The sequence below is a fragment of the Mesorhizobium sp. M7A.F.Ce.TU.012.03.2.1 genome, assembly GCF_004006095.1.
Taxonomy (GTDB): domain Bacteria; phylum Pseudomonadota; class Alphaproteobacteria; order Rhizobiales; family Rhizobiaceae; genus Mesorhizobium.
Window position 1 is genome coordinate 5,591,818 of sequence record NZ_CP034779.1, and the last position, 15,144, is coordinate 5,606,961.

Here is a 15,144-nt window from a genome sequence, read left to right on the forward strand (position 1 = left end):
CCCGCGCCAAATGTAAAAGCGTGGGCTGCTAGTCCTGCCGGCGCTCGGGCTTGATGAGCAATTCGCGATTGCGTCGCCGCAGCTTCGCCAACCAATGCCGTTCCGGCCTCTTGGAGGCCGGCGCGATGCCCCAATAGTTGCGGTAGATGTCTTCGAACAGATAGCTGACGGGATGCATGATGTGCGCTCCTTCTAGTCCTTGAATCGATCCAATCGACAGGCGCGAAAAACCGACCCCGATCAGCTCCGCTTGCGCTCCACAAGGAACCGCAACTCGCGAACCCATGGGCTGGCTTTGCCACGGCGCTTCTGCGTCGTGGTGTTCGACGAGATGCTCCAGTCGTTGCGGTAAATATCTTCGAAGAGAAAATTGACGGGATGCATGGCACAACTCCCCTAAATATGTTGAATCGATCCAATTTAGAGAACCGCCGTTCGCTTGGATCGATTCAAACATACGCCTTGCCGAGACTGTGATCAAGTCAAAATTTGAACCGATCCAACGAAAGTGTTAGATGGGAGGAATTCAGGAGACGAAGATGGCGCCATTGACCTCTGCAAAGACAAGACCGGTCCGTCTGGCGGACATTGCCAAGGCGGCCGGCGTGTCGCACGGCACCGCGTCCAACGTGTTCGCCCGGCCGGAGATCGTGCGCGAGGAGGTCCGCGAGCGGGTCAAGGCGGCAGCCGAGGCCATGGGATATGGCGGACCGGATCCCAAGGGCCGGCTGCTGCGCGCCGGCAAGGTCAATGCCATCGGTGTCGCGACCGCGGAACCCCTCTCCTATTTCTTCGACGACCCCTTTGCCCGGGTGATGATGGCCAGCATCTCGCAGGCCTGCGACGCGACCGGTGCGGGGATTTCGCTGGTCTCCGCAGCCAACAACGAACAGCTTGCCTGGAACATACAGAGTGCGTTGGTCGACGGTTTCATCGTCTTTTGCGTCGATGGCGGTTCAAGGCTGGTCGAACTGGCGCGTGAACGCAAACTCCCTTTTGTCGCGCTCGATCTCGATTCGGACGACGACGACGCCGTCGCGGCGATCGGCGTCGACAACATTGCCGGGGCTGGCCTGGCCGCCCGCCACCTGACCGAACTCGGACATCGCCGCTTTGCCGTGCTTACCCTGCCCTGTGCCGACGCAGGCTTCGGCCCTACCACAAGGGAGCAGGTGGAAATGGCCCTCTACTCCGCTACGCGCGACCGCTTGCGTGGCTATTTCGCTGAACTCTCCCGGGTCGGCGTCGACGTCTCGCGGGTGCCTATCTACGAAACCGTCAATGACGAGAAGAGCGTTTGGGCCGGCCTCGACCATATTTTCGCCGGTGCCGAGACGCCGACAGCCATTCTGGCGATGTCCGACAGGATGGCGCTCCATGCGCTGGACTGGCTGCGGCAGCACGACATTGCGGTGCCGGGCGATGTTTCGGTCGTCGGCTTCGACGGTGTTCCGGAAGGGGCGATTTCCAAGCCGCCGCTGACCACGATCGTCCAGCCGATCGCCGAGATGGGCCGCCTTGCCGTCAAGGCGATCCTTGAAAATGACGGTTCGTTCAGCCGGCAATCGCTGCCGGTCCAACTCGTGGTGCGAGCCTCATCCGGCCCCTCGCCCGCCTGAGCTCAACGGCCCATTCTTGTAGCCATGGCCGGCATCGCGAAGGATGCAGCATGGACGGGCGGTGCGGCGTTGTGAGCCGGCCTGCTTTTGCCGGACCAGCCAAGGCCCGATAGCCATTCGAGATAGTAGGCGAGCGCGAACTGCATGACGATGCCGGCCGATATCAACAGGCTGTCATAGGCAAATCCGCCCGGATTGATCAGCTTCAACACTTGCGCCGCCATTGCAAGCACCGTGCCGGCAATGAAAACCGGCAGCGATCGTTTGCCCAATATGGCAAGCGGATGATCGCGTCCGGTGCGAAACAGGTTCGAGACCGCCGGGAATGCCACGATCAGGTAGCTCACCGCCAATATATGCAGCAGCCTCGGCAGCGACAGGAACGTCTTGTCGAAGCCGGTCAGCACCGGAGGCAGGCCAAACCAGGAGATATGCCCCCAAAGCGGGCTGTGCACCCAGACCAGTGCCACAGCGGTGTAGGCCAAGGCCCCGCCAACCAGCCAGCGATTGACCGGGATGGTACCGCCGCGACGCACATGCAGCGTGCCTGCCAAGCCGATGTTGAAAAGGAACTGCCACGACAGCGGGTTGAGAAACCAGAAGCCGGGCTCGGGATAGTTGGGCGGGGCAATTTGGTAAACCCCCGCGACCAGCCACAGGGCGCCGGAGGCGACCAGTGCCAAGACCGGCCGATAGCTGACAATGAGCAGGAACACCGGCGTCAGCAAGAGCAGCACCGCATAGACGGGCAGTATGTTGTTGTAGCCGAGTTGGTGGCCGAGCGTCACGATGCCGATCAGCACCTGCGGCGTATTCTTGATCAACGGCTCGATGTTGATCATCGTCAAAAGCTCCGGCCGCCTGGCAAACACCGCCGCAGCGCAGAACATGGCCATCACCCCCATGGTGGTGACGATGTGGGTGGCATAAAGCACACCGGCGCGGCGCAACATCTTCAGGGTTGCCAGCAGCCGGTTTCCGGGCTCGAATTTCCTGCCATAGGCGAGCGCGACCGAAATGCCGGAGATCAGCACGAAGACTTCCGCCGCATCGGAAAAGCCGAAATTCTTGTAGGTCAGATACTCGAAGGCGGTACCTGGCACATGGTCGACAAAGATTGTCAGCAGAGCGAGAGCGCGGAACACATCTATGCGCGTATCGCGCTCAGTGCGATCCGGGATACGCGAATCGCGATCCGACACGCGCGACTCGCGGTCTGGGACACGCGCATCGCGGTCCGGGGAAATCTGGGTGGTCATCGACAAAAAGGCCTCAAAGGTGGTTGTTCATGCCGGGCAATGCGACCCCCGGCGCACCGCTTCGATTCCTCCCGAAGGAATGTTATCGGCGGAGAAACGGACTGTAATGCGCCCGGTTCAATCAACTTTCGCGGAGCTTGAAAATATTGCGTTTTGAAGCCGGCAAATTGAGCGAAACCTCATATAATCAAGAGGATGCGCGATGATCGAAGAGACCTCACAAGATGGTGCGCTGCGGCGTGATCTGGCCTTCAGCTACCGGCTTTACAGCCCGGCGGATTCAACCGGCGAATGTCTCTTCCTGCTGCATGGATCGGGTGTCGACGAGACGACATTGGTACCGCTGGCGCGAGAGATCGCACCGCGGGCCAAGCTGATCGCGGTGCGTGGCCGCATTGTCCAGGAGGATGGTTTCCGCTGGTTCGCGCGCATCACGCCGACGCGCTTCGAACAGCACAGCATCCGCACCGAAACCGATGCCTTTGCGGGCTTCGTCGCCGACACGGCCACACACCACCATCTCGATCTCTCACGCGCGACGTTCCTCGGCTATTCGAACGGCGCCAATCTGGTTTCAAGCCTGATGCTGCTACATCCGGAGCTCGTCGAGCGCGCCGCGCTGCTGCGGCCGATGCCGGTGCTCGATCACGTGCCAGCGACGGATTTGTCAAAGGTGCGCGTCCTGATGATCGCCGGCGCCGCGGATCTCACCTATTCGCCCTTCGCCCCTGCTCTGGTGACATTGCTCAGCCAGCATGGCGCCGAGATCGACGCCCGGATTGTCCCATCAGGTCATGAATTCGGCAGCGCCGACGCCGCAATCGTCAGGCAATGGCTGTCGGGATCCGCGGCGGTGGCGCAGGCAAGCTGACAGGCTCGCCGCCACGACCAGCCGGCCTACCCTCGTCCCATCCTGTTCCAGGCGTCCAGCCCTGCAATCTTGTAGGCTTCGGCGAGCGTCGGATAGTTGAAGGTGTTGTTGACGAAGAAGTCGACGGTGCCGCCGAGATTGATCACCGCCTGGCCGATGTGGATGAGCTCGGTGGCGCCCTCGCCGATGATGTGCGCGCCGAGCAGACGGCGCGTTTCGACCGAGAACAACAGTTTCAGGAAACCGGTGTTGACGCCCATGATGTGGCCGCGCGAGGTTTCGCGAAAGCGCGCCACGCCGATCTCATAAGCCGCACCGCTCTCACGCACCTGTTCCTCGGACTGGCCGACCGTCGAGATTTCCGGCACCGCGTAGATGCCATAGGGAAAGGTCTCCGGTGGTGGCGGCAACGGCACGCCGAAGGCATGGCAGGCCGCCACTCTGCCCTGCTCCATCGAAGTCGAGGCCAGGCTCGGAAAGCCGATGACGTCGCCGGCGGCGTAGATGTTGGGCACGCTGGTCTGGAACGTATGCGGGTCGACCTTGATACGCCCTCTGGAGTCGGCATCGATGCCGACGACATCCAGGCCCAGGTTGCCGACATTGCCGGTGCGGCCGGCGGCGTAGAGCACGACCTCTGAACGAATGGTGCGGCCATCGGCCAGTTCCACTTCGGCGGCGTCCGGCTTGGAGCGGATTTCCTTCACCGCGCTGCCCAGCCGGATGGTCATGCCGCGATCGCGCATCTGGTGGATGAAATCGTCGACGATCTCGCGGTCGACGAAATCTAGGATGGAGTTCCGCGGCTCGACCAAGGTTACCGGCACGTCGAGCGCGGAAAAGATCGTTGCATATTCGACCCCGATGACGCCGGCGCCGATCACCGTCAGCGTGCGCGGCAAGCGGTCGAGTTCCAGCATCTCGTCGCTGTCGAAGATTCGGGTCTTGTCGAAAGGCACATCGCGCGGCCGGTGCGGCCTGGTGCCGACCGCGATCAGCGCATTGGCAAAACCGACCTCGCTGTAATCGCCGGTGTCGGTGGTCAGGCTGACCTTGTTGGGGCCAAGGAATTTCACCGCAGCCCGGGCGCTCTTGACCGTGTTGCGCATGAACTGGTGCTGCAGCACCTCGACCTCATGGTCGAGCGTCTTGTGCAGGCGCTCGACCAGATCGCCGACCGAGATATCCTGCTTGACCCGGTAGCCGCGCCCGTAGAAGCCGCGCTCACGCCAACCCGAAAGGTTGAGCACCGTTTCGCGCAGCGTTTTCGACGGGATGGTGCCGGTATGCACCGAGACACCGCCCAGACGCCGGCCGCGATCGACCACCAGCACCGATTTGCCGAGCTTGGCCGACTGCACCGCGGCCCGGCGACCGGAAGGGCCGCTGCCGATGACCAGCATGTCGTAGTCCATATTGCCCCGTCCCCTGCCATGTGCGCTTTTGCTGCGCCGCAGCAAGCTAATGCTATCCGCGCCGCAAATTCAACCGGTTCAGATTGCGCCTGGCGCCTTGAAGGCCGGCGCACCGCAAGAAGCCCGATCTTGATTCCGCCACAGGCCTTCACCATTTCATGGCTGAACGGTCCGCACCCTATGTCGGACCTTGTTACGAGGAAATGACATGAACGCGCGCGTTCTCGACGGCGAAATCATCACCAGCAGGCTCGACGATGTCAGGGCCTATGACGGCGTGCGCACGAAGCGCATCCTGGCTTTCGTGATCGACTATGTCATCGTCGCGCTGCTTACCATTCCGTTTGCCATTCTGGTGTTCTTCCTCGGGCTTTTGACCCTCGGGCTTGGCTGGATGCTGTTCGGTATCCTGTTGCCGACTGTGGCCATCCTCTACATCTGGAACACGCTGGGCAGCACCGACCAGGCCACCACGGGCATGAAGATGGTGGGCATCCGCCTCGACCGGCTCGACGGGAGGCCGATCGACGGCCTCACCGCGGTCGTCCATTCGGTGCTGTTCTGGGCCGGCAATGTCATCCTGTCGCCGCTCGTCCTGCTGGTGACGCTGTTTTCCGACCGCAAGCGCACCTTGCACGATCTTTTGCTTGGCACGGTCGTCAGCCGCACGGACCGCTGAAACGGCCCTCTGAAGAGCAGTCGCAACCGATTGAGCACAAATGTGAAGGCGTCGAGTCGACCACGCTGACATAATCCTGTTGAATTTTTCGCCGTCCGCGCCAAAGGTAGAGCGATTCGAAGGAGTGTTTCCAAGGCTCGATGACGCAGCATCCGACCCAGTCGCCGCAGTTCTTCCTGACCGCGCCGTCGCCGTGCCCCTATCTCGACGGCCAGTTCGAGCGCAAGGTGTTCACGCACCTGGTTGGCGACAAGGCGGCGGAGATGAACGACCTCTTGACCCAAGGCGGCTTCCGGCGCTCGCAGAACATCGCCTACAGGCCGGCCTGCGAGACCTGCCGCGCCTGCGTTTCGGTACGCATCCTCGCCCAGGAATTCGTCGCCAGCCGCAACATGAAGCGCGTGCTGCAGCACAATTCCGATCTCGTCGGCCACATGCACAATGCCGAGCCTTCGACCGAACAATATTCCCTGTTCCGCAGCTATCTCGATGCCCGCCACCGCCGTGGCGGCATGTCCGATATGACGGTGCTCGACTATGCGATGATGGTCGAGGATACCCATGTCGACACCAAGGTGATCGAGTATCGGCGGCGTGGACCAGACACGTTCATCACCGGCAAGGGACAGGGCGAGCTGATCGCGGTGGCGCTCACCGACAAGATGGCCGACGGCCTGTCGATGGTCTATTCCTACTTCAATCCCGATTTCGAGGAACGGTCGCTCGGCACGTTCATGATCCTCGACCACATCGCCCGCGCCAGGGCGATGGGCCTGCCCCATGTCTATCTCGGCTACTGGGTCAACGGCTCGCGCAAGATGAATTATAAGATGCGCTTCATGCCGCAGGAGCATCTCGGCCCGAAGGGCTGGGAGCGCTACACCAACGAAGCGGTCGCGCGCTGATTACTCTTTCCCAAGTCCGGGCTTAAACATTTTCAATCGAGACGATGCTGGTCTTTCCGCTGATTGGCGGAGAGCGTGCGATTGCGCCGGTCCGCCATCCTCTCCCGAATTCATTGTGAAAGTCGCTGCATGTCGTCTCACGATACTCACACCAAAGGACTTCTGCTCACCGCATTTGGCGGGCTGACGCTGACCGTGGACATCCCGCTGATCCGGCTCGCCCACGGCGAGGCGTGGACAATCTTGCTGCTGCGCACCGGCTGCACCTTGGCCGCGGCACTGATCATGTGGACCATCTGGCGCTCGTTCAGCAAGGATGCGCCGCAGCTGATACCTGGCTGGTCGGGCCTGATCGTTGCCGCGATCTACGGGCTCGGCGCGATTGCGTTCATCACAGGCGTCTACAACACCTCGACCGCCAACCTGGTGTTCATCCTGGCCTTCACAACCATGTTCGCCGCGCTGCTTTCATGGGTGTTCCTGAAGGAGCGACCGCGGCCGCTGACCTTTGCGGCATTGGCCATGATGATTGTCGGCGTCGTCATCATCGTCGGCGATTCCGTCGGCACCGGATATCTGTTCGGCGACCTGATGGCGTTGTGTTCGGCCTTCCTGATCGCCTGCGCCATCACCATCTCGCGCGCCAGCGGCAAGGATATGGGCTTTACCTCACTGATCGGCGTCGTCCTGCCTTTCGGGCTGGCGGCGTTCATGGTTTCCAAGACCGGCTTTCAGGTCGAGGCGCCCTGGTGGATCATCCTCAACGGCGCCGTCATCATGCCGATAGCGTTCTTCTGCCTTGCCGCCGGGCCGAAATACATTTCGGGCCCTGAAGTGGCGATGTTCTACCTGCTCGAAACCGTGCTGGCGCCGGTCTGGGTGTGGATGATCTTTGCCGAAACACCGACGCGCAACAGCCTGATCGGCGGCGCGATCCTGATCGTCACCCTGATTGCGCATTCGCTGTGGCAGCTTCACGAAGGACGCAAGCGGCGTGGCGACCTTGCGGTGCAACATCCGGTCTAAGGCGCGTTGAGATCAGGCGCTGGCCTTCTTCGCCACGTCAGGTTCCGGCAAGGCTTCTATTTGCAGGCCGGCTTCGATTTCGGCTGGCGAGCCGGGGGCGATTTCGTCGGCCAGTTCCACCTCGCGAAGCCATTCGCGCCAGATTGCGACCAGCAGGGCCATCAGCACCGGGCCGATGAACAGACCGAGAAACCCCATGGTCTTGACGCCGCCGATGAGGCCGAAAAACGTCGGCAGGAAGGGCAGTTTTATCGGCCCGCCGACCAGCTTCGGGCGCAGTGTCTTGTCGACGATGAACAGTTCGACCGCGCCCCAGAGGAACAGCGCCAGCCCGGCCATCGGCGACCCGCTGGCGGCGAGGTAGATCGAGACCAGTGTGAAGGACAGTGGTGCACCGCCCGGGATCAGCGCCATGACGCCGGTCAAGGCGCCAAGCGTGACCGGCGACGGCACGCCGGCCAGCCAGTAGGCGATGCCCAGCACCAGGCCTTCGCCGATGGCGATCACGGTCATGCCGGTCACCGTCGAGGAGATCGTCGCGGGCACGACGCGCGAAATCCGTTCCCATCTGGTCGGCAGGATGCGTTCGCCGAGACGATCGACCTGGCCGGCAAAATGCTCGCCGTCGCGATAGGCGAAGAACAACGCGATCATCATGAACAACAATGTCAGGAGCAAGCCGAAAGCGCTGCCGCCGGCGGCCAGCACACCGCGATAGATGCTGCCGATGTTGGCGCCGCTGACCAGCTGGATCAGTTCACCAATGCCGCCTGGATGGCCGAAATTGGTCGTCCATTGCTCGTTCAGCCACTCGCCCACGACAGGCATGGTGGCGATCCAGTGCGGCGTCACCGCGCCGTGACGGTTGGTCTCGATCGCCCAGGCGACCCATTCGCGGACCTCGTTGATCGCATAGGTGCCGGCGAGCGCGATCGGGATCACCAGGAAGGCGAGGATGAAGAGGATGGCTAAGGTCGCGGCGATGGTGCGGTTGCCACTGACCGCGACAAGCAGGCGGCGGTAAAGCGGCCAGCTGGCGAAAGCGATGACGAGCGCCGCCAGCACCGGAAACAGGAAGCCGTGGAAGAAATAGACGCCGGCGGCGACGATCAGCACCAGCAGCCAACGCGCCGCCGACAGCGGCGGAATGACGGCAGCCCTGAGCGGCGTCGACAGGCCGAACAGGCGCTGTTGCCGTTCCGGTTTCTGGATTTTTGCTTCCTTCAAACGCCTGGCTCTCCCAAACACCCCTCCTGTCTATGCACTGATATAGTGCAGCAATCGTGACGATAGTCCAAATGATTGGGGATCTCCCCCCTCGAGAGGGAGATGGCCGGCAGGCCAGAGGGGGTCGCCGCGCGTGAAGCGCTAGCATTCTCTGTTCGCAAAGCAGGAGGTCGCGTCCAGTCGTGCCGACCCCCTCTGTCGCCTTTGGCGACATCTCCCCCTCGAGGGGAGATTAGCAGCGCTACCCAAATTTCCCCGTCCTCGGGAATCCCTTCGGCACCATCCGTCCGGCCGACGCACGGGCACCGATCCACTCGGCCAGTTCCTCGCGTGACCTTGTGAAGGTGCGGTCGGCCGAATCCTGCCAGGAGAGGCCGGTCTCCAGCGTGAACGGTTTGAGATCGAGAAGGCCGCCATCCTTGTATTTCTGCAGCCGCACGCCCTTGCCGCGGCCCATCTCCGGAATCTCGGCGAGCGCGAACACCAGCATCTTGCGATTCTCGCCGACGATGGCGAGATGGTCGCCGGTGACCGGGATGCAGCGCTTGGCTTCGTCCGGCGCCTTGACGTTCATCACCTGCTTGCCCTTGCGGGTGTTGGCGACGACCTCCTCCTCCGGCACGATAAAACCGTTGGCGTCGTGCGAGGCCAGCAGCAGCTTGCGCTTCGGGTCGTGGACGAAGGCGGTGACGATGTCCTGGTCATTGTCCATATCGACGATGATGCGGATCGGCTCGCCATGGCCGCGCCCGCCAGGCAGCCGGTCGGCGCCGATGGTGTAGAATTTGCCGCCGGTGGTGAAGACCAGCACCTTGTCGGTGGTCTGGGCATGGAAGGCGAGCTTGAGGCTGTCGCCCTCCTTGAAGGTCAGCGTCGAGAGATCGGCCAGATGCCCCTTCATCGCCCGCAGCCAGCCCTTTTCCGAGACAACGACGGTGACCGGCTCGCGCTCGATCATGGCATGTGCGATGTCGGTCAGATCATGCTCGGGCGCGTCGGCGAACTGGGTGCGGCGCTTGCCGAGTTCGGTCTCCGGGCCGAACTTGTCGCGGATGTTGGTGACTTCCCATTTGATCGTCGCCCACTGCTTCTCGTTCGAAGCAAGCAGTGCCTCGATCTGCTTTTTCTCGGCGCTCAGGCCGTCGAATTCCTTGCGGATCTCGAATTCTTCAAGCTTGCGCAGAGCGCGCAACCGCATATTGAGGATGGCTTCGGCCTGGGTGTCGGTGAGCGACCAGCGGGCCATCATCACCTGCTTTGGCTCATCCTCCTCGCGGATGATCCTGATCACCTCGTCGATGTTGAGGTAGGCGATCAGGTAGCCGGCAAGTATCTCCAGCCGTCTTTCGATCTCGCCAAGCCGATGTTTCGAGCGGCGGATCAAAACCTCGCGGCGATGCTCGAGCCACTCCTGCAGTACGCCCTTCAGCGACAGCACGTTGGGCACCTTGCCGCGCGACAGGACGTTCATGTTGAGCGGGAAGCGGCTTTCGAGCTCGGTCAGCTTGAACAACGATTCCATCAAGATGCCGGGATCGACCGAACGGCTCTTCGGCACCAGCACGACGCGGACGTCCTCGGCGCTTTCGTCCCTGATGTCCTCGAGCAGCGGCAGCTTGCGTGCCATCAGCAGTTCGGCGATCTTCTCGATCAGCCGCGCCTTCTGCACGCCGTAGGGTATTTCGGTGACGACGATGCTCCAGGTGCCCCTGCCCTGGTCCTCCTGGAACCACTTCGAGCGCACGCGAAAGCCACCGCGGCCGGTTTGATAGGCTTCGAGGATCGAGGCGCGGCTGTCGACGATGATGCCGCCGGTCGGGAAATCCGGCCCCTGGACAAACTCCATCAGCTTCGCCACCGGCGCGTCCCGGTTTTCGATCAGGTGAAGTGCGGCATCGCAAAGCTCGGCGGCGTTGTGGGGCGGGATCGATGTCGCCATGCCCACCGCGATGCCGGACGAGCCGTTGGCCAGCAGATTCGGAAAGGCGCCGGGCAAAACCACCGGCTCCTCGTCTTCTTCATTGTAGGTCGGCCGATAATCGACGGCATCCTCGGTGATGCCGGACAAGAGTTCGGTCGCCACATCGGTCATGCGCGCTTCGGTGTAGCGCATGGCGGCGGCGTTATCACCGTCGATGTTGCCGAAATTGCCCTGCCCGTCGACCAGCGGATAGCGCATCGAGAAATCCTGCGCCAACCGCACCAGCGCGTCATAGATCGACTGGTCCCCATGCGGGTGGAACTTGCCCATCACCTCGCCGACGATGCGGGCGCATTTGGCAAAGCCCTGGTCGGGGTTAAGCCGCAGCAGACGCATGGCGTGCATGATGCGGCGATGGACCGGCTTCAGTCCGTCGCGCACATCGGGCAGTGCCCGGTGCATGATGGTCGACAGCGCATAGGCCAGATAGCGCTCTTCCAGCGCCTTCTTCAGATCGACCGGTTCGATATGATCGCCACCGCCATTTTCAGGCGGCAAAAGCCTTTTTCCCATGGGCTCGGACTAGCCGAGCGGGTGATTCGCGGCAAGAGCCCGACAGAGATACCGGCCCTTCTGCAACATGAAACCGCACCCCGGGGGATGTTGGCCAACATCAGCCTGTTACATGCGGGTTCTATGGCCAAGCGCGACGGTATCCGGCTATCGGCTCTTCATGACAAATTCACCGGTTTGCGCAAAGACGGTGGGATCGGGTTTGCCTTTCACCGCGATTTTTGACCAATGTGCCGGGACACGCCTTTTTCCGGTCCAGTTCGTCACGGAATGGTGATGGCGCAAATAATTGAAAAAACAATTTCAGGACACTCTCAGGGACCTTGCGATGACAATCAAACGCTCAACTCTCAGGAAATTAGCCCTTTCGACCTTCTTGCTCACGCTGCCGCTGAATGCGGCCCTCGCACAGGATACGGCAGTGGCCGACCGGCTGAAGGCCGCGCTTGTCGCACAAGGTGTCGACATCACCTGGACTGGCGTGACCGGCGACAACACCAACATGGTGCTGCAGGGCGTTGCCATCAAACCGGCGGCGGAGAAGGAAGCGCTTCCCATCGGCGACGTCAAACTCGAAGGTGTGACCGAGGCAAATGGCGGCTATGACATCGCCACCGTATCGACGGCTGCCTTCACACACAGCAAGGACGGCGTCACCCTCGACCTCAGCCCCTTCGTCATTCATGACATGACAGTTCCGGCCGACGGCGCCACCGGCCCGCTCGGCTCGCTGATGATGTACAAGTCAGCCGAACTCTCGAACATGACCGTCAAGGTAGCCGACAAGACCGCCTTCTCGATGGACGGCCTTGCCATCGAAATCACGCCGCCGGCGGACGGCAAGGCGATGGAATTCACGGCCACCACGGAGAAATTCAACGCCGACCTGACGCTGGTGGACGATCCGAAGTCCAAGGAAGTCATCAACGCGCTCGGCTACCAGAACATCGCGGGCAATCTCGAAATGGCCGGCACCTGGCAGCCCACGGACGGCAAGATGGAACTGTCGAAATACGACATCTCGGTCGAGAATGCCGGCACGCTCGGCATGACCTTCAATCTCGGCGGCTACACGCTGGACTTTATCAAGTCGCTGCAGGAAATGCAGAAGAAGATGGCGGCACAGCCTGAAGGCGCCGACAATTCGGCGCAAGGCATGGCCATGCTCGGCCTGTTGCAGCAGCTTTCGTTCAACAGCGCCTCGATCCGCTTCGACGACGATTCGCTGACCAACAAGGTTCTGGACTATGTCGGCAAGCAGCAAGGCATGTCCGGCAAGGACATCGCCAACCAGGCCAAGGCGATCGTGCCGTTTGGCATGGCGCAGCTCAACAATCCGGAACTGACGGCGCAGGTTACGGCCGCGGTCAGCAAATTCCTCGATGATCCGAAGAGCCTCGAAATCTCGGCCGAGCCGCCGGCATCCGTGCCGTTCGCACTGATCATGGCGGGCGCCATGTCCAACCCGCTCGACCTACCGAAGACGCTCGGCGTCACCGTCAAGGCCAACGAAGACTGATCGAAGTAGTTCCCTTCTCCCCGTCACTATACGGGGAGAAGGTGCCGGCAGGCGGATGAGGGGCAGCGCCGACGCCTACAAATTGCAATTCATGCCGAACCGATTGCCTGTCAGAAGGCGTCAGCTGCAACGGCCGTTCGCCAATTGCCCGCATCCGCGCTGCCCCTCATTGTCCTGCCGGACATTTTTCCCCGTATAGAGACGGGGAGAAAGGGCAGTTGCAACGCCGCCGTCAGTCCTTCTTGGGCACGGCAACGCGCAGCGCCAGGTCGCGAAGCTGCTGCGGGCTCGCTTCCGACGGTGCGTTCATCAACAGATCGTAGGCCTGCTGGTTCATCGGGAACATGGTGATCTCACGCAGGTTCTTGGCGCCGAGCAGCAGCATGACGACGCGGTCGACACCGGCGGCCATGCCGCCATGCGGCGGCGCGCCATACTGGAAGGCGCGGTAGAGGCCGCCAAAGCGCTCCTCGACCGTGGCGCGATCCAGCCCGACCGTCTCGAATGCCTTGACCATGGTTTCGGGCAGATGGTTGCGGATACCGCCGCTGGCGATCTCGAAGCCGTTGCAGACCATATCGTACTGGAACGCCTTGATGCCGAGCAGGTCCTCGCCATTCAGCGCATCGATGCCACCTTGCGGCATCGAGAACGGGTTGTGGGCGAAGTCGATCTTCTTCTCTTCCTCGTTCCACTCGAAGAACGGGAAGTCGACGATCCAGCACAGTTCGAAACGCTCGCGGTCGACAAGGTTCAGCTCCTCGCCGGCACGGGTGCGCGCAGCCCCCGCGAAGGAGACGAACTTCTTCGGATCCCCGGCGACAAAAAAGGCCGCATCGCCGTCGGCAAGGCCGAGTTGAAGGCGGATCGCCTCTGTGCGCTCCTCGCCGATGTTCTTGGCGAGTGGGCCGGCGCCTTCGAGCTTGTCACCCTCCTTGCGCCAGAAGATATAACCCAGCCCCGGCTGGCCCTCGCCCTGCGCCCAGGAATTCATGCGGTCGCAGAAGGCGCGGCTGCCGCCGGTCTTTGCCGGAATGCCCCACACCTCGGCCTTCGGATCGTTGGCCAGGATGTTGGCGAACACCTTGAAGCCGGAATCGCGAAAATGGTCGGAAACGGCCTGCATTTCGATCGGGTTGCGCAGGTCCGGCTTGTCGGAACCGTATTTGCGCATGGCCACATCATAGGGGATGCGCTGGAAATTCTGCGTCACCGGCTTGCCGTTGGCGAAGGTCTCGAAGACCCCGCGCATGACAGGTTCCATGGTCGAAAGCACGTCGTCCTGCTCGACGAAGCTCATTTCAAGGTCGAGCTGGTAGAACTCACCAGGGAGACGATCGGCGCGCGGGTCCTCGTCGCGGAAGCAGGGCGCGATCTGGAAGTAGCGGTCGAAGCCCGACACCATGATCAGCTGCTTGTACTGCTGCGGCGCCTGCGGCAGCGCGTAGAAGGTGCCGGGATGGATGCGCGACGGCACCAGGAAGTCGCGCGCGCCCTCGGGCGACGACGCGGTGAGGATCGGCGTCGAGAATTCGGTGAAGCCGACCTCGCCCATGCGCTTGCGCATTTCCGCGATGATTTTTGTACGCGCAATGATGTTCTTGTGCAGCGTCTCGCGGCGCAGATCGAGGAAGCGGTATTTCAGCCTGATATCCTCGGGATAGTCAGGCTCGCCGAACACCGGCAGCGGCAATTCCTTGGCGGCCGACAGCACCTCGATCTCGCGGGCGAAGATCTCGATCTCGCCGGTCGGCAAATTGGCGTTGGCGGTCTCGGGCAAACGCGCCTTGACCTCGCCGTCGACCCGAATGACCCACTCGCCGCGCACGGTTTCGGCGACCTTGAAGGCAGGAGAATCCGGATCAGCGACGATCTGGGTCAGGCCATAATTGTCGCGCAGGTCGATGAAGAGAAGGCCGCCATGATCGCGCACGCGATGCACCCAGCCCGACAGGCGAACGGTCGAGCCGACGTCGCTCTTCCTCAACTGGGCACAGGTATGGCTGCGGTAACGGTGCATTGTCATTGGTAAGGTCCGGGGTGCTGGGTTGCAGGCCGAAGCATCCGGCCTGAAAATTTGCGCGAAAAGCGCATGGGAGGCCGGATTTGTCAAGGCAACAGCCCGGGTTG

14 protein-coding genes are annotated in these 15,144 nt (G+C 62.0%); 7 read left to right on the forward strand and 7 right to left on the reverse strand.

What is annotated here, in order from left to right; all coding sequences use genetic code 11:
• Positions 1 to 28 precede the first annotated feature (28 nt).
• The gene (locus EJ079_RS33605; protein WP_127321981.1) at positions 29 to 178 is read right to left on the reverse strand and encodes a hypothetical protein; all 150 of its coding nucleotides are present in this window, start codon (positions 176 to 178) and stop codon (positions 29 to 31) included.
• 62 nt (positions 179 to 240) lie between these two features.
• On the reverse strand, positions 241 to 384 hold the full coding sequence (locus EJ079_RS33610) for a hypothetical protein (RefSeq protein WP_126068772.1): 144 nt from the start codon (positions 382 to 384) through the stop codon (positions 241 to 243).
• Positions 385 to 539: 155 nt separating this feature from the next.
• Here EJ079_RS33610 and EJ079_RS27810 point away from each other — a divergent pair, with 155 nt between their 5' ends.
• A complete protein-coding gene (locus EJ079_RS27810) occupies positions 540 to 1,619 on the forward strand; it encodes a substrate-binding domain-containing protein (RefSeq protein ID WP_127810714.1) in 1,080 nt (359 codons plus the stop codon).
• Positions 1,620 to 1,621: 2 nt separating this feature from the next.
• On the opposite strand, the gene EJ079_RS27815 is transcribed toward EJ079_RS27810, so the two are convergent.
• Positions 1,622 to 2,878 carry an OpgC family protein gene (locus EJ079_RS27815; RefSeq protein WP_127810715.1) on the reverse strand — a complete coding sequence of 419 codons (1,257 nt, stop codon included), beginning with the start codon at positions 2,876 to 2,878 and terminating at the stop codon, positions 1,622 to 1,624.
• Between the two features lie 202 nt (positions 2,879 to 3,080).
• Here EJ079_RS27815 and EJ079_RS27820 point away from each other — a divergent pair, with 202 nt between their 5' ends.
• Positions 3,081 to 3,749, forward strand: a complete 669-nt coding sequence (locus tag EJ079_RS27820; protein ID WP_127810716.1) for an alpha/beta hydrolase — start codon at positions 3,081 to 3,083, stop codon at positions 3,747 to 3,749.
• Positions 3,750 to 3,775: 26 nt separating this feature from the next.
• Here the strand turns inward: EJ079_RS27820 and sthA are convergent, their stop codons facing one another.
• Entirely contained in the window at positions 3,776 to 5,164 is a 1,389-nt protein-coding gene (sthA, locus tag EJ079_RS27825) for a Si-specific NAD(P)(+) transhydrogenase (protein WP_127267508.1), read from the reverse strand.
• A gap of 208 nt (positions 5,165 to 5,372) precedes the next feature.
• Here sthA and EJ079_RS27830 point away from each other — a divergent pair, with 208 nt between their 5' ends.
• The 3 genes from EJ079_RS27830 to EJ079_RS27840 all read left to right on the forward strand — a co-directional run bounded on the left by EJ079_RS27830 (position 5,373) and on the right by EJ079_RS27840 (position 7,774).
• The gene (locus tag EJ079_RS27830; RefSeq protein WP_127322646.1) at positions 5,373 to 5,843 is read left to right on the forward strand and encodes an RDD family protein; all 471 of its coding nucleotides are present in this window, start codon (positions 5,373 to 5,375) and stop codon (positions 5,841 to 5,843) included.
• Positions 5,844 to 5,983: 140 nt separating this feature from the next.
• Positions 5,984 to 6,748: an arginyltransferase gene (locus EJ079_RS27835; RefSeq protein ID WP_023810205.1), complete on the forward strand. Its 765-nt coding sequence runs from the start codon at positions 5,984 to 5,986 to the stop codon at positions 6,746 to 6,748.
• Positions 6,749 to 6,877: 129 nt separating this feature from the next.
• The gene (locus tag EJ079_RS27840; protein WP_127810717.1) at positions 6,878 to 7,774 is read left to right on the forward strand and encodes a DMT family transporter; all 897 of its coding nucleotides are present in this window, start codon (positions 6,878 to 6,880) and stop codon (positions 7,772 to 7,774) included.
• Positions 7,775 to 7,786: 12 nt separating this feature from the next.
• Here EJ079_RS27840 and EJ079_RS27845 read toward each other — a convergent pair whose 3' ends face one another.
• Both EJ079_RS27845 and parC read right to left on the reverse strand, forming a co-directional pair.
• Entirely contained in the window at positions 7,787 to 9,001 is a 1,215-nt protein-coding gene (locus EJ079_RS27845) for an AI-2E family transporter (protein ID WP_127810718.1), read from the reverse strand.
• Positions 9,002 to 9,242: 241 nt separating this feature from the next.
• Positions 9,243 to 11,495, reverse strand: a complete 2,253-nt coding sequence (parC, locus tag EJ079_RS27850; protein ID WP_127408842.1) for a DNA topoisomerase IV subunit A — start codon at positions 11,493 to 11,495, stop codon at positions 9,243 to 9,245.
• Between parC and EJ079_RS33440 the strand changes: the two genes are divergently transcribed.
• Positions 11,451 to 11,720, forward strand: coding sequence for a hypothetical protein (locus EJ079_RS33440; protein ID WP_145967439.1), 270 nt, complete (start codon positions 11,451 to 11,453; stop codon positions 11,718 to 11,720). The genes parC and EJ079_RS33440 overlap by 45 nt on opposite strands.
• A 103-nt stretch (positions 11,721 to 11,823) precedes the next feature.
• Positions 11,824 to 13,014 (forward strand): hypothetical protein, encoded by a 1,191-nt coding sequence (locus EJ079_RS27855; protein ID WP_127395851.1) that lies wholly within the window; start codon positions 11,824 to 11,826, stop codon positions 13,012 to 13,014.
• Positions 13,015 to 13,246: 232 nt separating this feature from the next.
• On the opposite strand, the gene aspS is transcribed toward EJ079_RS27855, so the two are convergent.
• Entirely contained in the window at positions 13,247 to 15,034 is a 1,788-nt protein-coding gene (gene aspS, locus EJ079_RS27860) for an aspartate--tRNA ligase (protein WP_164873999.1), read from the reverse strand.
• Positions 15,035 to 15,144: the final 110 nt, after the last annotated feature.

Bases quoted from the DNA above. Each gene is read 5' to 3' on its own strand.
- EJ079_RS33605 (WP_127321981.1), bottom strand. From the start codon at position 178: ATGCATCCCGTCAGCTATCTGTTCGAAGACATCTACCGCAACTATTGG.
- EJ079_RS33610 (WP_126068772.1), bottom strand. From the start codon at position 384: ATGCATCCCGTCAATTTTCTCTTCGAAGATATTTACCGCAACGACTGG.
- EJ079_RS27810 (WP_127810714.1), top strand. From the start codon at position 540: ATGGCGCCATTGACCTCTGCAAAGACAAGACCGGTCCGTCTGGCGGAC.
- EJ079_RS27815 (WP_127810715.1), bottom strand. From the start codon at position 2,878: ATGACCACCCAGATTTCCCCGGACCGCGATGCGCGTGTCCCAGACCGC.
- EJ079_RS27820 (WP_127810716.1), top strand. From the start codon at position 3,081: ATGATCGAAGAGACCTCACAAGATGGTGCGCTGCGGCGTGATCTGGCC.
- sthA (WP_127267508.1), bottom strand. From the start codon at position 5,164: ATGGACTACGACATGCTGGTCATCGGCAGCGGCCCTTCCGGTCGCCGG.
- EJ079_RS27830 (WP_127322646.1), top strand. From the start codon at position 5,373: ATGAACGCGCGCGTTCTCGACGGCGAAATCATCACCAGCAGGCTCGAC.
- EJ079_RS27835 (WP_023810205.1), top strand. From the start codon at position 5,984: ATGACGCAGCATCCGACCCAGTCGCCGCAGTTCTTCCTGACCGCGCCG.
- EJ079_RS27840 (WP_127810717.1), top strand. From the start codon at position 6,878: ATGTCGTCTCACGATACTCACACCAAAGGACTTCTGCTCACCGCATTT.
- EJ079_RS33440 (WP_145967439.1), top strand. From the start codon at position 11,451: ATGATCGCCACCGCCATTTTCAGGCGGCAAAAGCCTTTTTCCCATGGG.
- parC (WP_127408842.1), bottom strand. From the start codon at position 11,495: ATGGGAAAAAGGCTTTTGCCGCCTGAAAATGGCGGTGGCGATCATATC.
- EJ079_RS27855 (WP_127395851.1), top strand. From the start codon at position 11,824: ATGACAATCAAACGCTCAACTCTCAGGAAATTAGCCCTTTCGACCTTC.
- aspS (WP_164873999.1), bottom strand. From the start codon at position 15,034: ATGCACCGTTACCGCAGCCATACCTGTGCCCAGTTGAGGAAGAGCGAC.